This window comes from Cupriavidus gilardii (assembly GCF_013314895.1).
GTDB lineage: Bacteria > Pseudomonadota > Gammaproteobacteria > Burkholderiales > Burkholderiaceae > Cupriavidus > Cupriavidus gilardii_C.
Window position 1 is genome coordinate 43780 of the sequence record NZ_JABTYE010000011.1, and the last position, 14639, is coordinate 58418.

The following is a 14639-nucleotide window of genomic DNA, read 5'->3' on the forward strand; positions in this document are numbered from 1 at the left end:
AACGAAGTCTCTAGAAAGGAGATGACTATGAAAACGAAGAAACACGCCTTGCTGTTTGCGGCGTTGCTGTTGGGTGGGATGTCGGCTTCGTATGCTTTGGAAATGACCGGGTTGAAACCGGGCGTGCCTGCGTCGACGGCGACGGCGCAGGCGATGGCGAAGCGTCACGCGACCTTGTATGGCGATCCAGCCGGCCAATCTCAGGCCAGTCGCATTATCGACGTGAAGCCAGGGATGCGGTATGTCAACGTGGACTCTGGCGAGACGGTGGCGTTTCGGGCCGGCGAGAAGATCGTCGCATGGACCTTCGCCCAGATGGTCAGGGATACGAGTGTGGACCTTGGCTTGTTGATGCCGGATCTGCCGGGTAGCGCTGGCGTGCGCGTCTATATTGATAGAAGCGACCTCTTCACAGGTGGCTGAACGTTGCTGAACCGGTGAACTACAGGCCCCGCACAATGCGGGGCCTTTTTCATCGTCATTGGCGTCGGTTCTGCCGCTTAGCAATACACGAGGCGATGGGAAGTTGTAGCACGCGCCACCGCATCATGAACGGCACCGGATTGACGCCGATGGAGGGAAAAAAAGCTTGCCCTCCGGGGAGGGCAAGCTTCGGAAGCTTTCGCCATCGGGATAAAGCGAAAGAGCACCAAGAGCCAAGCAACTGACGGGTGCCTGGCTCCCCCACAGAGGTCGGTCTGAGTTTCAGGGACGGCTTGCGTCAAATTCCGCGTGCGCCATCGGTGAACACATCACGCGGCCCAATACGCGAGCCGTCGGTAAATACGTCACGCTGGCCGAGGCGTGCGCCGTCGGTGAACACGTCGCGCTTGTCGATGCGTGCACCGCCGGCGTAAATGTCGTTGACTGCGGCGCGTCCGCCGTCGGTGTAGGGGTCGCGGGGACGGTGGATCTGGCCATCAGGGGTAGCAGCGATGGCGGAGCCGGCGGCAGCAATCGTGAGGGCAGCAGCAATCAGGGCAGTGTGAATCGTCTTCATGGAATCTCTCCGGAGTCAATGTTTGTGAGTCTCTAATCGCTCACCGTGTTCACAGTCTAGCTACCGGACCTGCTCCACTGAATTACCCGCGTATTACGATCCTGTCATAAAAAAATGCCTCCCGGTTGGGAGGCACAAACTCTCTTGAATTAACAAGAAAGTGTCGATTCTTTTGAGCTCGCTCAGAACTTGTGGCGTACGCCTACGACGACGCCGGTCTGATCCTTGCCAGGGACAACGTTGGTCGGGCTGCCGGTCGTCGAGTTGTAGCCGTTCATGCCCAGCTGCGAGTTGCCGCGGTTCAGTGCATAACCGACGTTCATATACACATCGGTACGCTTCGAGAAAGCGTAATCTGCCGAGGCAACGAACAGGAACGGGTCTGCGCCAGAATTGCGGCTGTCCGTGTAGTAGGCGGCGCCGGTCAGCGTCAGTGCGGGCGTCAGGCCATAGCGCAGGCCGGCCCAGTAAATGTTAGAACCGTTCGTCGGCAGCGCACCGACATTGCCGTTGTACCAGCGATAACCAATAAATGCCTTAGCCGGTCCGAAAGCGTAGCTCGCGCCAATTAGAGCGCGGCGGTCCTTGCGGTCGGCCGTGGCGACGGTGCTGCCCTGGATCTCGTCGTACACCGCGCCGACAGCGAGGGCGCCGGTTTCATACATGAGCGATACGCCCATGTTTCGATCGACCTTGTAGTTCCCCGGCACTTCGCCGCCGCCGGTGCGGCTAAAGCTGTAGAGGCCGGTGACCGTCAGGCCACTGAAGATGCCACGGTACTTGATAGCATTGTCAGCGCGACCCGCCAAGACGTCATCCATCTTGAAGAGCGAGTAGCGCGGCGCGAAGCCCATCGGGTCGAGTTGCAGCGTGGTGTCATACATTGGTGTCGTTTGACGACCCAACGTCAGTTGACCATATTTGCTACCCAATCCTACGAAGGCACTACGATCAAAAAGACGGGTGCTGTTGTTCTGTGCGCCGGTGTCGAACGAAATGCCGCTTTCCAATTCGAAGATGGCTTTCAGACCGCCGCCAAGGTCTTCGACGCCACGCAGGCCCCAACGCGACGTCGACATGTTGCCGGAGGTCATGCGAACCTGGTTCGAGCCACCGGGCGAAGCCGATGGGACGTTGCTCAGATACTCGATACCCGCGTCGGCCACACCATACAGCGTGACGCTCGATTGAGCGAATGCGGTTGTAGCGAACAGACCGAGGGATGCGACGGCAATGCGACTAATCTTCATGGATTCTCCTCATTAAGACCCGAAATTAATTTGGTGGGGGCGAGTATAGAAATCTGCAGATGACGGTCAGATTGCGAAGTAATTACGTGGGGTCACTTCGTCGCGTGATGACGACAAGGTGGAACGTACCGGGGTTATGTGGATTGACATGGCTTTCGCGCGGACGCGTCAACCTGTGTGCGCGCGAACATTGCGGGCCGGTAATGGGAAACTCACGAAAAGAGGTCGCTTCTCTCGAAGCAAGATCGACTGCCTTTGCAATACGCTGCGGGTTCCGATCTAGTTGGAGAGTAAGGATGGACACGCCATACGTCGCAAAATGGGCGCGTAGCGAAGACAGCGTTCATGAGCAAGCGCTGCGACTTCGCACACGGAGGTTCGAGCTGCTGTCTGCAAATATTGCAAATGCGGATACGCCGAACTACAAGGCGCGCGATATCGACTTCAGCGCCGAGTTGGATAGGGTGATGGGCAGTGGCCAGAATTTTGCGGGCATGACCATGACTTCGCCGCGACACATCGAGGCAAGCAAGCCCGCGCTGGAAGAGGATCTGATGTATCGCGTCCCCCTGCAGTCGAGTATGGACGGCAACACCGTGGAGATGGACGTCGAGCGTGTGGCGTTTGCAGAGAACGCGCTGCGGATGCGGTTCTCCATTCAAAAGACTGCCGACGAGTACAAGGACATGCTCAAGCTCTACCAGGACATGCGGCCCTAGCGGGGAAACCGCGACTACTGGCAGGGCGGCTTGGGTGCGGCGACAGCGCTGGACGCGTCTCTGGAAGACGGCTCCGGTGTGCTCGCTGCGGATTCCTGCTTCGACGGATGTTTGGCTGTGCGATGTCGCGGGTTGGCCGCCCAGGCAACCCGTTGGTCGCGGGAGGCGTATCCCGTGTCTGAATGTCCAATGGCGAGGGTGTGCCACTGGGTCGGCTTCTCGCTGAGTCGATCACCGGTCGCAGGAGCCGGCAAAGCGTAGGCCAGCAAGGCAGAGCATGCGACGGCGCTAATCATCTGTATGGTTCCTGGACGGATGACATGAGGATCCTGTCATCCGCAAGATAGTACGCTCAGATTGCGGGCACATTACCAACGCATTACGGCGGGGCATTGGGGCGCTGACTCGTTGAGCTTTGTTGTTGCAATGCGGGGCACACTAGTTGCTAATAGTGTGCAACGGCGTGAATGCCGATTCAGACTGACTGGAGCCCGCGACAATGACCGAAAAGCTGCGCCTGGACATTCCTGTCTTGCTTCCTGGCCTTCCCGATTCCTCTGATCCCTGTGTAGAACGGTTGCTGTCCGAACTGAGAGGGAAAGAGGGCGTCGAGGCGGCGCATATAAAAACTGCAAATGTTGATAGCGATTCACAGATATGTGTCCACTACGATCCCGCAGCGATTTCCCTTGCCCGCATCCGGGAGCTGGTGACAAGCACGGGTGCGGTGATTTCGTCGCGGTTTGGTCATGTGCTTTGGCAATTGAAGGGCGTCTGGCACGAACGACGAGCGCGAACCGTAGCTAGCCAACTGCGGGCCTTGCCCGGCGTCATCGAGGCCGAAGTCAGCGCCTCCGGCATAGCGCGCGTCGAATTCGACAACGATCGGATCTCCGCGGCAGGGATCGAGCAGGCCCTGTCAAAACGCGGGCTCGCGCCGGTTGAGATCGGTGCCCGGAAGAGCGGTCATGCAGACCATGAACACCGCGAAGGCGTCAAGGATCATGCACATGGGGAAGGCGAGGGGCATGAGGCCCACGCACACGGCAGCGTGTTTGGCCCGAATACTGAGCTAATCTTCTCCCTGATCTGTGGGGCCTTGCTTGGTCTCGGATTTGCCGTTGGTAAGCTGTTCGGCAGCCTGCCAGCATGGATTCCGGTTGCCTTCTTTGTCGGCGCGTATTTTTTTGGTGGTTTCTATACCGTTCGGGAAGCGATAGAGAACCTCCGGCTAAAGAAGTTCGAAATCGACACACTGATGCTGGTAGCCGCCGCAGGGGCGGCGGCGTTAGGCGCTTGGGCGGAAGGCGCGCTACTTCTCTTTTTGTTCAGTCTCGGCCACGGGCTCGAACACTACGCCATGGGGCGCGCCAAGCGGGCGATCGAAGCGTTGGCGGCGCTCGCACCGGCTACAGCAAGTGTGCGGCGTGAAGGCGAGGTACGAGAGGTCCCCGTCGAGGAATTGCAGGTGGGGGATGTGGTGGTGGTTCGGCCGAACGAACGCCTCCCCGCCGATGGTTTTCTGGTAAAGGGGGCTTCCGCAGTCAATCAAGCGCCGGTTACTGGCGAAAGCATCCCGGTCGACAAGCAGCCCGTGGATGACGCCGCCGCAGCCAGGAGGAAGCCCGATGCCGTAGGGGCCGTGTCCCGCGTGTTCGCCGGAACCATCAATGGCGCCGGCGCCATTGAAGTGGAAGTGACGCGCCTTTCCACGGACAGCGCCCTGGCGAAAGTCGTCAAGATGGTCAACGAGGCCGAAGCGCAAAAGTCACCGAGCCAGCGGTTCACTGAGAAGTTCGAACGGATCTTTGTTCCTGCAGTGCTTGTGCTGGCGGTATTGCTGCTGTTTGCAGGGCTAGTGATCAATGAGCCGTTCAGTGCGACCTTCTACCGCGCCATGGCGGTGCTGGTTGCCGCCAGCCCATGCGCGCTCGCCATCGCGACACCGAGCGCGGTGCTGTCGGGGGTAGCGCGCGCCGCTAGAGGGGGTGTACTGATCAAGGGCGGGGCGCCGCTCGAAAACCTGGGTTCACTGAAAGCCATTGCATTCGATAAGACGGGGACGCTGACGGAGGGGCGCCCCCGTATTACCGATGTGATGGTCGCCGAAGGAGTAGCTGAAGCGGAATTGTTGAGCGTAGCGGTCGCCGTGGAGTCGCTCAGCGACCACCCGTTGGCTGCGGCCATTGCCCGCGATGGCCGCAAGCGCCTGGAAGGCAGTTCCATCCCGGAAGCGTCTCATCTCCAAAGCTTGACCGGACGCGGGGTCACGGCGACGTTGTGCGGTAAGACCGTCTGGATTGGCAAGCCTGACATGTTCGGCGCCGACGGGATTGCACCGCTTAGCGAATCGATGGCGAGCGCAGTGCAGACGCTGCGCAGCACTGGCCGCACGACAATGATCGTCAGGCAGGGAGATCGGGACCTCGGCGCCATTGGGCTGATGGACACGCCGCGCGCCTCGGCGCGCGCTGCCCTCGAGGCACTGCGCAGGCTGGGTATCACACGCATGATCATGATCTCCGGCGATCACCAGCGCGCAGCCGAAGCCGTCGCCAAGGACGTAGGTATCGATGAAGCCTGGGGCGATCTGATGCCTGAGGACAAGGTCAAAGCCATCCAGACGTTGCGCGCGGAAGCCAAAGTGGCCATGGTCGGCGACGGCGTCAACGACGCGCCGGCAATGGCCAACGCCACGGTGGGCATCGCAATGGGTGCGGCAGGTTCAGATGTGGCACTGGAAACGGCGGATGTTGCGCTGATGGCCGACGACCTCCAACACCTGCCTTTTGTGGTCGGTTTAAGCCGACATACGCGGGCCATCATCCTTCAGAACGTGTATATCAGCCTCGGCGTCGTGGCGTTCCTTCTGCCAGCCACGATCCTCGGCCTCGGTATCGGGCCCGCCGTGGCCATGCATGAGGGGTCGACGCTGATCGTCGTGTTCAATGCGCTTCGACTGCTAGCCTATCGCGACAAATCCCCATGACGGGCCCCGGCCGCAATGATGGCGATGCCAGATGCGGCGGCAGCTATGGCCGCCGACTCATTTGGCGGCATTGCCGCAACTTCCACAGAACTTTGCGTCGCGTGGGAGTAAGGTGCCGCATCGACTGCACGGCGCCGGAGCCAGTGAACTGCCGCATTGCTGGCAGAAGCGCGCGCCCTGGGCGCTCACCGTGCCGCAGTTGGGGCAGTGGACGCCGGCGGGGCTTTGTGGTGGCAAAGGATTCCCATAGCCGTAGCTGCCGCCACCATCATGATGACCTCCTCGACGACCGTGCTCACTTCCGCCGCCGTGATGACCGCCGCTGTGACGGCCCATGAGCCTTTCCAAGAAACCCATCATTCCTCCTAAGTGGATGGATCGTCGCTGCGGCCCCGTGGTGTCGGGTGCTGCGACGACTTGCGCTGCTACGCGTCAGCCAATGCCTGTAGTAAATAGTCTGTAGTGACTACAGGGTCAATGGTCGGTGGATGCGAAGAACGGAATAAGTTGAATACGAGGCTCTTTCTTTCGAAAACGTCATGATCCCGATAGTTGCTGGCCATGTCGTGAGAGCGCATGGAAGGCGGGCTGTCTATCGGCTTGGCGCAAGGGTTTCCGTGAGGATGGCATCCCGCTGAGGAGCCTCGGGGAGGCCAGGAGCTTTGCCTTCCGGGCATCCGGGTGCGTGAAAGATTGCTGCAGGCGGGGTGCCACCCCGTGTCGCTGCGGCCACCTGCCCCGGCTCAGCGGTGGGGGTGCCGGGGCCGATCGGCGCCGTATAGCTTGCCACCAGATACACCGGCCGCCGCTTGACTTCATTGAACAGACGCCCAACATATTCCCCGAGCACGCCTAGGAAAACCAGTTGCAGGCCGCCCAGCAGAAGCAGGGCGGTCATCATGGATGGGTAGCCGTGTACGGGGTCGCCGTAGAGCAGCGTCTTGCCAACGATGAAGGCGGCCATGCCAAAGGCGGGAACGGCAACAAGCAGGCCGATCGAGGTTGCAAACTTGAGCGGCACGGTGGAAAAGGCAGTGATGCCATCCACGGCAAAACGCAACAGCTTGCGGTAGTTGAACTTGGTCGTCCCGGATGCCCGCGCGTCACGCCGATACAAGACGGCCGTCTGCCGGAATCCTATCCAGGCATACAGCCCCTTCATGAAGCGGTGCTGCTCCCGGAGTTGTCCGAGTGCGGCAACGGCACGACGGCTCATGACGCGGAAGTCGCCGGTGTCGGCCGGAATCTCCGTATCGCTGAGCTTGCCCATCAGGCGGTAAAACCAGTGCGCGGTGAACTTCTTGAGGAACGATTCGCCATCCCGGGAAGTGCGCGTGGCGTACACCACGTCGAACCCCTCGCGCCATTTCTCGATCAACGACGGAATCAGTTCGGGCGGATCCTGCAGATCGGCGTCGATGATCACAACGGCGTCGCCGCTTGCCACGTCGAGGCCCGCCGTTAGCGCGGCTTCCTTGCCGAAGTTGCGACTCAGCTCGACAATGCCGACGCGCGCTTCGGCCGCCTTGAGATTGTGTGCAACCGCCAGTGATCGATCGCGGCTGCCATCGTCCACGTAGATAATCTCGTAGTCCGATGCCAATCCATCCATCACGCGGAGAAGCCGAAAGTGAAACTGTGGCAGGACAGCTTCTTCATTGAAGAGCGGTACGACGACCGAGATCTTCTCTGGCAGCAGGCTGGCGGCATTCATCGCATCGCTCCATTCATGAACGTCCAATTTGCATGGAGTACGTAGTTGACCAACATGACGAAAATTGTCGAGAGGATTTGAGCAACCAGGTAGTGAAGCCCCAATGCTAGTCCAGCCCACATCAGAAGTGAGTTAAGAAAGAACGCCAGCGCGGAAACGAGAATGAACCGTCCGAAAGTGGCGCGTTGTGGTCGGACTGGTGTGAACACCCATCGGCTGCTGATGCAGTAGTGCGTCAGAAGGCCTGCAACACTGCCGGCGGCAGACGCCGGTAGCGCTGCAACCCCGAAACCGACCAGCGTGATCAGTGTTGCGTAGTGTGTAGCGGTTGCCGTCGCCCCCGCGCCCAGAAACCGTACAAATCGTGATGGGATGTTCATGGTTTTTGCACCAGAACGTTGACGCCATGTCGTCCGATCACAGTTGTGTTGCCGCCGAGCAGCGGTCTCAGTCGATGAAACGTCTCGTGCCGCATGACCGCGAGCTTGTGACCAGGGGTCAGCCATCGCTGCGCAAAAGCTTCTTCATTAGCAATCCACTTGTCGGGCTCGACCGAGAAGCCGAGATCCAGCTCGGATCTGGCCCCGACAATGATCGGTTCTCGTTCGGCGTAAAACGCCAGACCTCGGTCAATCTGGCCCACGTTGAACAGTTGTGTGTTGTCGCGGGACGCCGCCTTGGCTTCCAAGCCAAGTGGTTTGATGGAGAGGGACCCAAACGCCCGAGACGCCATCAAGCCAGCCTGAAGGCTGGCCAGCGTCGCCAGCGAAGCGACGGCAACCGCGCAGAGCCTGTGGCCGCGCAGGGCGATCCCAAAGGCCAGGAAGCCACCGATGACCAGAATGCCCATCGTGATGGCGCCCCAGGTATGCAATGAGGCCGGATTGCTGATATTGAGCTTCAGTACCGCATTCGACATTGTCGGATGCCATAGCAGCACGGCGATGGCAACGCCGAGCACAGGCATGGCAAGAAAGCTTGCCGCCAGTGTGGGGCGGGCTGCAGTCATGGATCTGTACGCGAGCAAGACGGCCACCGGTGGTAAGGCGGGCAGGATATAGAGCGGCAGCTTCGAGCGCGAAATCGAAAAGAAGGCAATGACAACGACTACCCACAGCGACAGAAACAGTCGTGCGTCGAAGCCAGGCGTTGCCTGTGCGCTGCGAGAGCGGAGTGCGATAGCACGGGGAATCAAGCCCATGAACGGCAGGACGCCTGCCGCACCAACGGCCAGGAAGAACCAGAATGGCTTGTCCCGCTCGTGAACCGAGGACGAGAATCTCGCGAAGTGTTCGTGGATGAAGAAGTAATTCAGAAATTCGGGGTTGCGCTGGGACACCACGACAAACCAAGGCATGGTGATGGCCACCGCAAGCAGGCTCCAGCGCCAGAATCTCGCGCTAAAAAATGCGGAAAATTGTCGAGTGACCGCCCCGTATAGCAGCAGCGTGATTCCTGGCAGTACCAGGGCAATCAGGCCTTTGGCAAGAAATGCCAGACCGACCAACAACCAGATCAGGGGGTATAAGCGAGGTTCCCGATTCTGGTAGGCCACGGCGAAAACGAGAGCGGCACTGCCGAGCAGTGCGCCGACACCAATGTCTGTTGTTGTCAGATTCGAGCCGAGAATCCAGAGGGGAGCGCCGATGAGCACCAGCGCTGAGGCGAGGCCTATGCGCGTGTCATAGAGCGATCGCGCCGCCCACCATGCGGCGAGTGCGCCCAGCAGTCCCACAAGCGCACTCCAGATCCTTGCTGTCCACTCGGACGGCCCGAAGAGCGTATAGGCGCTGGCGGTCGCCCAATACTGCAGGGGCGGCTTGTCGAAGAACTTGATGCCGTTCAACCGCGGCGTGACCCAATCGCCGGAGACGAACATCTCGCGCGGAACCTCGGCGTAACGACCCTCGTCGGGTTCATAGAGGGGACGCACGGATAGCGTGGACATCCAGAGGACCACCGTGAGTGCGATGGTCAAAGCCATGAAAATCTGTCGCTTCAAGAGACTGCCCGTCCAGGTGTGCGGTGGCCACTGCTACCGCGCTTGGTCAAATGCTCTCAGGGCGCAACGACATAGATGCCGGATGTGGTTCGTCGCCGTCGTGATGTTGGATCATGGAGCAGTTCACGCGGCGCCGCTTGACGCCCCACGAGCCGAGGATGCGATTCACGCGGGAGTCCGAAGGATGGCGACTTGGCCAGCAGAGAGCGAACAGCGGGATTCTAGGGCGCTCACCTGTCGGGGGGATTACGAGATGATGACGGCGCAGTCCGCCGTCGAGTGCTTTGCGGCAGAAGAAGTTGCCTGACGAAGCGTCAGCGTTAGCTCATGGTAACCCAAGTGCTTCGGAGAACGGGCGTCGGGTTCGATGCGTTGGTGCGTAACCATTCGGCAATGTCGCCGCAATGTTCTGCATAGTAAACTTGACGCCCCGCAGTTGTCAGCGGGCCTCATCACCCTTAGTGCTCAAGCCTAGGAAGTCGCTTTCCATCAGATGTTCTTAGGCGCAGCCTCTTTCGAAGGTGCTTGTCTTTCGCGCTGCGCTTAGATCCGGGGTGTTCGTTGTCAACCCCAAAAAGTCGCAAGGACTTCGCTGCTATGCGGTCGAGACTGACGGCACTTCTGATGGCAATCTCGACCTATCAGGCGTGGGATTTCTACCACCTTGCAACGCGAACACCGGACGCTCATGTCGTCGCCGACGCAGTCGCGTAGGTAGTGGGCGGCCTCGCGATCCTTTGGTTCGTGATTCGAAAACGGTGTCGTCGTGTCAGCCCAAACCGACCTGTTTCTGAGGCGCTACCTGGCGCAGCCAAGGTACGAGGGCAGGTGATGGCGGAACGAAACGAGGTGGCAATTCAGGCGACGCGGCAGTTGTTGCAGTCGATGCTGCTGCAGTTCGAGCGCTGGAAATATACGCCATCGGAAACGGAAGTGGCGATGCTTCTCATAAAAGGGTTGACCCTTGAAGAGTGCGCTCACTCGCTAGCGTGGCATGATGTGACGGTGCGGACAATTGCCGCGGGCGTATTCGCCAAGGCGAACCTCAGCAATCGCCATCAATTTGCCGCCTACTTTTTCGGTGATCTGTTGGTTGAGCCGATCGAGCCTGCACCTCGATCAAAAACCGGTGAGTGTAGGCACGACGCCGGCATGTAAGTTGTCGCGCTTGACCTTCAAGCAAAGACCGGAACGGTAAAAATCCGATTATTGGTATCTGTGCCACAGTACGGTGCTGTGGCTGTATCTCTATTTCGATGAACAAACTTCTTCAAGCTATACACGAAAGCTTGCCGCAGTGGCTGGCAGATTGGTTCGACATTCTTGTTCCCGCTATCGAGGTCGTGCTGATTGCGGCTGGCGCATGGTTAGCAGTGCGCATCGCGCGGCGGTTGCTTAGAAAGCTGACCAATACATATTCTCTGCCAGGAAAAGTTGCGGCGCTGTCTTTGCGTGTGGTCGCGACCATCGTGTACGTAGCTGCCACGCTCTGGGCTCTGGAGCGAATGGGCGTGTCTGGAACCGTCCTGTGGACCGCATTCACGGGATTTGCCACTGTCGGGGCGGTCGCGTTTTTCGCCGCGTGGAGTGTACTCTCGAACCTGTTCTGCGCGCTCCTGATATACGTCACCGGTGCGTTCCGCATTGGGGATGTTGTGGAGCTTCTTGAGAACGGGGAAAAGCCGGGAATTAAGGGCCGTGTGCTCGACGTAAATCTCGTCTATACCACCTTACTGGAAACAACAGTCGAAGGACAAGAGGTGGTGCTGCAGCTGCCGAACAGTCTGGTGTTTCAACGTGTGCTACGAAGGTGGAAGTAACCGCAAGGGTGGCGCGGTCAGGCAAGGACGGAGACCGGCGCAAGAAGGGAAGCCCCGCTTCGCTTTTTTGAGGCCGAGCAAACTACTCAAGACCTTAAGCCGCTGGCGTCCGCGATGTCGGCGGACGCCGCAATACTGCTTGACTTCAGTGGCAGTGACGAATGCCGGTCTTGTGGTCCATATGGCAGCCTTGGCTGTCAGTCCCACCACTATGCGCCCACACGCCGCCCGACGCACAGGCCAGAACGGCCGTGAGAATGATGGTGATCCGTTTCAAGAAAGGTCTCCCTGGAGTGTTGGTTAGCGGTCTCAGTCTGCCGCAAGTTCCACACTATCATCACTGCGATTGCCAGCCCTCCCCGCCGCGGTAGGGCTGTTGCGGCTGTGTCACAACTGTCTGCGCTCGCTACGGCCAACGCACCTCAGCAACTTAACGAAAATGCTGACGGCCGCTGGCGCCCAAGTTTGTAGGTGAATCGACGCATAGCGTCCCCGCAATCCCGATGGCCTCGCCGATGGCCAGGCCATCAGGGTTCTGCGTGCTCTGCCTGCGCCGCAGCCACAGGTCACCGACGACATTGAACTGTGGCTGGCACCGCGGGCCGTGCGCGCATTGCGAGCCCACGGCATTTCCACACTGGCGGACCTGACCGTGCGCGTGCCGCGCCGGCGCCGCTGGTGGGGCGCGATCCCGGGGCTGGGGCAAGCGAGCGCGCGGCACATCGAGGCCTTCTTCCACGCCCATCCGCGGTTGACGGAGCGTGCGCGTGCCCTGATCGTCGGCGCGCCGCCAGGCGAGGTGGTCCCGTGGGAGCGGCTGAAACTGCCCGACGAGGTGGACGGCTCGCGAGGCAGCTTCCGGGCACCGCGACAGGCCTGCACGCTCGACGCATCGAACGACTACGAAGCCGTGCAGGCCTGGCTCGCCCTGCACGAAACCCAGACCACGCAGCGCGCCTATCGCAAGGAGGCGGAACGCCTGATCCTGTGGGCGATTATCGAGCGCGGTCGGGCGCTGTCGTCGCTTACGACCGAGGACGCCATCGCCTACCGCGGGTTCCTGCGGCGACCAACTCCGCGTGAGCGCTGGATCGGGCCACCGCGGGCACGCAGCGCGCCCGACTGGCGCCCCTTCGCACGGGGGCTATCGGCACGTTCGACGGCCTACGCCCTCACGGTGCTGGGCGCCATGTTCCGATGGCTGATCGAGCAGCGCTATGTATTGGCCAACCCGTTTGCCGGCATCAAAGTCCGCGGCCGCACGCGGGTCGCGCCACTCGATACCACACGTGGCTTTACTGAGGGCGAATGGCTGCTGGTGCGCACCATTGCCGATGGCCTGGAATGGTCGTACGGGTGGGACGTGCCCGCAGCGCAGCGCTTGCGCTTCATTCTCGATTTTGCCTACGCGACCGGCCTGCGGGCCAGCGAACTGGTTGGCGCGACGCTGGGCGATATCCGCACTGACGAGCGCAACGACCGCTGGCTGCACCTGGTCGGCAAAGGTGGGCGCCCGGGAAAGGTGGCGCTACCGCCACTTGCGCGAACCGCACTCGATCAGCATCTTGTACAGCGCGGACTGCCGGTGACACCAGCCCGTTGGGACCCCAGGACACCCTTGATCGCCAGCCTGGAGCAGGACAGCGTCACTAACATCACCGGCACCCGGCTGTGGATGGTAATGCGGCGCTTCTTTGGCCAGGCCGCGGACATCATCGCCGGCGACCACCCGACACTCGCCGAAAAGCTGCGCCGAGCCAGTCCCCACTGGACGCGGCATACCCACGCTACACACGCCCTCGCTCGCGGCGCGGAACTGACCACCGTGCGCGATAACCTACGCCACGCGTCGGTGGCCACCACCTCGATTTACTTGCAAAGCGACGAAGTCAAGCGGGCACACCAAATAGGTCAGGCCTTTGCCGCTCGGTAGCCGACGTCCGTGCCGACTGGCTTAGCGTGCAATATTTTCCGTTTTCTGAAGCGACCCCAGGTACAGCGAACTCCAACGGCTCTGCGCGCCGATGATCTGATCAGTAATGATGTGGGCCGCGACTGTGCCGTACACCAGCCCGTCGGTGGAGAAACCAGTGGCGATGAAAGCCCCTGACTCGTCCCGGCCGATGTAGGGAAGGCCGTCCGGAGAATGAAAGTGTTGTGCCGACCAGCGCTGAACGGGTGAACCGACAGCCAGGTATTCCTGCGCGGCCCGTTCAAGTTGAGCGAGTGCCGCGGCTGCATCATGCCTTCCCGTTTCGTGGTGTTCACCGATGCAAAGCAAGTAATGCTTGCCGTTTGCCTCCAATCCGCGGACCGATAGCCTGGGATGGGCCTGCGCCCAGAAGATGCCAGCCGGAACGGCTTGTTCGTGGAAGGCCAAACCATATTCGCGGCGCACAGCCATGCCGGCTTGCACCAAGTGAAAACCCAGCGGGGAATGGGTGGCCAGCACAATATGGTGGCCGAAGGCGGTACCGGTCCGTGTGCGAACGACGCCGACTTCCAGGTCCAGCTCGAGGGCAGGGGAGTTTTCGAAGAGGCGGGCGCCGGCGTGTTCGGCTTGCAGGGCCAAGGCGTGCAGATAGCCGATCGGATGGAACTGCGCTTGTGCCGAAAGCAGAAGCACCGCGCCCTTTGCGGCGGGCAAGCCGGGGGGCATCTCAGAGGCCAACTGCGCGTCCAGACCTGCTGCGCGCAATGCCTTCAGCTCCCCCAGTATGGTCGGCTCGGCATCCGGGCTTAGCGGATACTGGTACATCGGGCAGCGGCGGAAGCCGCTGCTCGGCCCCATCGCCTGCGCTTGCTGCTCGATCCAGGCGATCGCTTCCCCGCGAGACGCTACGACGGCGCGGGCGGTGTCCGCTTCGCACTTAGCCGCCAGCGTTTCGAGGCCACCGGTGACGGTCTGATACAGGTTACCGGTGGAGCCGCCGCTATCACCCGCGCCTACGGCACGGGCTTCGATCGCCGCCACCGACCGGGCGGTCTTTGCGAGCAGCAGGGCGGCGGTCAGGCCCGTGATGCCGGCACCGACGATCACCACGTCGACGCGCAGGTCGCCCTCAAGGGCCGGTCGAGGCCGACGCGGGCGCGTGGCCGCCCAGATGGAGATCGAGCCCATCATGCCTCCTTGTACCGAGTTTCA

General features: G+C 60.9%; 13 protein-coding genes and 1 pseudogene. 6 read left to right on the plus strand and 8 right to left on the minus strand.

Annotated elements, in window-relative coordinates; genetic code table 11:
• Positions 1–21 precede the first annotated feature (21 nt).
• Positions 22–423, plus strand: a complete 402-nt coding sequence (czcE, locus tag HTY53_RS12640; RefSeq protein WP_011514820.1) for a copper-binding periplasmic protein CzcE — start codon at positions 22–24, stop codon at positions 421–423.
• 298 nt (positions 424–721) lie between these two features.
• On the opposite strand, the gene HTY53_RS12645 is transcribed toward czcE, so the two are convergent.
• Positions 722–1000: a hypothetical protein gene (locus HTY53_RS12645; protein ID WP_008646716.1), complete on the minus strand. Its 279-nt coding sequence runs from the start codon at positions 998–1000 to the stop codon at positions 722–724.
• A 182-nt stretch (positions 1001–1182) separates the two neighbouring features.
• Positions 1183–2250 carry a porin gene (locus tag HTY53_RS12650; RefSeq protein WP_011229350.1) on the minus strand — a complete coding sequence of 356 codons (1068 nt, stop codon included), beginning with the start codon at positions 2248–2250 and terminating at the stop codon, positions 1183–1185.
• A 296-nt stretch (positions 2251–2546) separates the two neighbouring features.
• Between HTY53_RS12650 and flgB the strand changes: the two genes are divergently transcribed.
• Positions 2547–2969, plus strand: coding sequence for a flagellar basal body rod protein FlgB (flgB, locus tag HTY53_RS12655; protein ID WP_008650726.1), 423 nt, complete (start codon positions 2547–2549; stop codon positions 2967–2969).
• A 499-nt stretch (positions 2970–3468) separates the two neighbouring features.
• Positions 3469–5958, plus strand: coding sequence for a heavy metal translocating P-type ATPase (locus HTY53_RS12660; RefSeq protein ID WP_011514822.1), 2490 nt, complete (start codon positions 3469–3471; stop codon positions 5956–5958).
• A gap of 57 nt (positions 5959–6015) precedes the next feature.
• Here the strand turns inward: HTY53_RS12660 and HTY53_RS12665 are convergent, their stop codons facing one another.
• The 4 genes from HTY53_RS12665 to HTY53_RS12680 form a co-directional block, all read right to left on the minus strand.
• Entirely contained in the window at positions 6016–6318 is a 303-nt protein-coding gene (locus HTY53_RS12665) for a zinc ribbon domain-containing protein (RefSeq protein ID WP_008650724.1), read from the minus strand.
• A 232-nt stretch (positions 6319–6550) separates the two neighbouring features.
• Positions 6551–7672 (minus strand): glycosyltransferase family 2 protein, encoded by a 1122-nt coding sequence (locus HTY53_RS12670; protein WP_008650723.1) that lies wholly within the window; start codon positions 7670–7672, stop codon positions 6551–6553.
• Positions 7669–8052, minus strand: coding sequence for a GtrA family protein (locus HTY53_RS12675; protein WP_008650722.1), 384 nt, complete (start codon positions 8050–8052; stop codon positions 7669–7671). Before HTY53_RS12675 ends, HTY53_RS12670 begins: the two co-directional genes overlap by 4 nt.
• Positions 8049–9656 carry a glycosyltransferase family 39 protein gene (locus HTY53_RS12680; protein WP_008650720.1) on the minus strand — a complete coding sequence of 536 codons (1608 nt, stop codon included), beginning with the start codon at positions 9654–9656 and terminating at the stop codon, positions 8049–8051. The genes HTY53_RS12675 and HTY53_RS12680 overlap by 4 nt, the downstream gene beginning before the upstream one ends.
• An 849-nt stretch (positions 9657–10505) precedes the next feature.
• Between HTY53_RS12680 and HTY53_RS12685 the strand changes: the two genes are divergently transcribed.
• Both HTY53_RS12685 and HTY53_RS12690 read left to right on the plus strand, forming a co-directional pair.
• The gene (locus HTY53_RS12685; RefSeq protein ID WP_049768032.1) at positions 10506–10832 is read left to right on the plus strand and encodes a helix-turn-helix transcriptional regulator; all 327 of its coding nucleotides are present in this window, start codon (positions 10506–10508) and stop codon (positions 10830–10832) included.
• Positions 10833–10930: 98 nt separating this feature from the next.
• On the plus strand, positions 10931–11494 hold the full coding sequence (locus HTY53_RS12690) for a mechanosensitive ion channel family protein (RefSeq protein ID WP_012435773.1): 564 nt from the start codon (positions 10931–10933) through the stop codon (positions 11492–11494).
• A gap of 145 nt (positions 11495–11639) precedes the next feature.
• On the opposite strand, the gene HTY53_RS25035 is transcribed toward HTY53_RS12690, so the two are convergent.
• Positions 11640–11717 carry a YHYH domain-containing protein gene (locus HTY53_RS25035; protein WP_223819874.1) on the minus strand — a complete coding sequence of 26 codons (78 nt, stop codon included), beginning with the start codon at positions 11715–11717 and terminating at the stop codon, positions 11640–11642.
• Positions 11718–12014: 297 nt separating this feature from the next.
• On the opposite strand from HTY53_RS25035, the pseudogene HTY53_RS12700 reads away from it, so the two are divergent.
• A pseudogene (locus HTY53_RS12700) lies at positions 12015–13427 on the plus strand (phage integrase family protein); the annotation flags it as partial.
• Between the two features lie 21 nt (positions 13428–13448).
• On the opposite strand, the gene HTY53_RS12705 reads toward HTY53_RS12700, so the two are convergent.
• On the minus strand, positions 13449–14618 hold the full coding sequence (locus tag HTY53_RS12705; protein ID WP_103519529.1) for an NAD(P)/FAD-dependent oxidoreductase: 1170 nt from the start codon (positions 14616–14618) through the stop codon (positions 13449–13451).
• Positions 14619–14639: the final 21 nt, after the last annotated feature.

What these genes read in the sequence shown, in the direction of transcription:
- HTY53_RS12660 (WP_011514822.1), top strand. Translation starts at nt 3,469, where the DNA reads ATGACCGAAAAGCTGCGCCTGGACATTCCTGTCTTGCTTCCTGGCCTT.
- HTY53_RS12705 (WP_103519529.1), bottom strand. Translation starts at nt 14,618, where the DNA reads ATGATGGGCTCGATCTCCATCTGGGCGGCCACGCGCCCGCGTCGGCCT.
- czcE (WP_011514820.1), top strand. Translation starts at nt 22, where the DNA reads ATGACTATGAAAACGAAGAAACACGCCTTGCTGTTTGCGGCGTTGCTG.
- HTY53_RS12675 (WP_008650722.1), bottom strand. Translation starts at nt 8,052, where the DNA reads ATGAACATCCCATCACGATTTGTACGGTTTCTGGGCGCGGGGGCGACG.
- HTY53_RS12670 (WP_008650723.1), bottom strand. Translation starts at nt 7,672, where the DNA reads ATGAATGCCGCCAGCCTGCTGCCAGAGAAGATCTCGGTCGTCGTACCG.
- flgB (WP_008650726.1), top strand. Translation starts at nt 2,547, where the DNA reads ATGGACACGCCATACGTCGCAAAATGGGCGCGTAGCGAAGACAGCGTT.
- HTY53_RS12665 (WP_008650724.1), bottom strand. Translation starts at nt 6,318, where the DNA reads ATGATGGGTTTCTTGGAAAGGCTCATGGGCCGTCACAGCGGCGGTCAT.
- HTY53_RS12650 (WP_011229350.1), bottom strand. Translation starts at nt 2,250, where the DNA reads ATGAAGATTAGTCGCATTGCCGTCGCATCCCTCGGTCTGTTCGCTACA.
- HTY53_RS12690 (WP_012435773.1), top strand. Translation starts at nt 10,931, where the DNA reads ATGAACAAACTTCTTCAAGCTATACACGAAAGCTTGCCGCAGTGGCTG.
- HTY53_RS12680 (WP_008650720.1), bottom strand. Translation starts at nt 9,656, where the DNA reads ATGGCTTTGACCATCGCACTCACGGTGGTCCTCTGGATGTCCACGCTA.
- HTY53_RS12645 (WP_008646716.1), bottom strand. Translation starts at nt 1,000, where the DNA reads ATGAAGACGATTCACACTGCCCTGATTGCTGCTGCCCTCACGATTGCT.
- HTY53_RS12685 (WP_049768032.1), top strand. Translation starts at nt 10,506, where the DNA reads ATGGCGGAACGAAACGAGGTGGCAATTCAGGCGACGCGGCAGTTGTTG.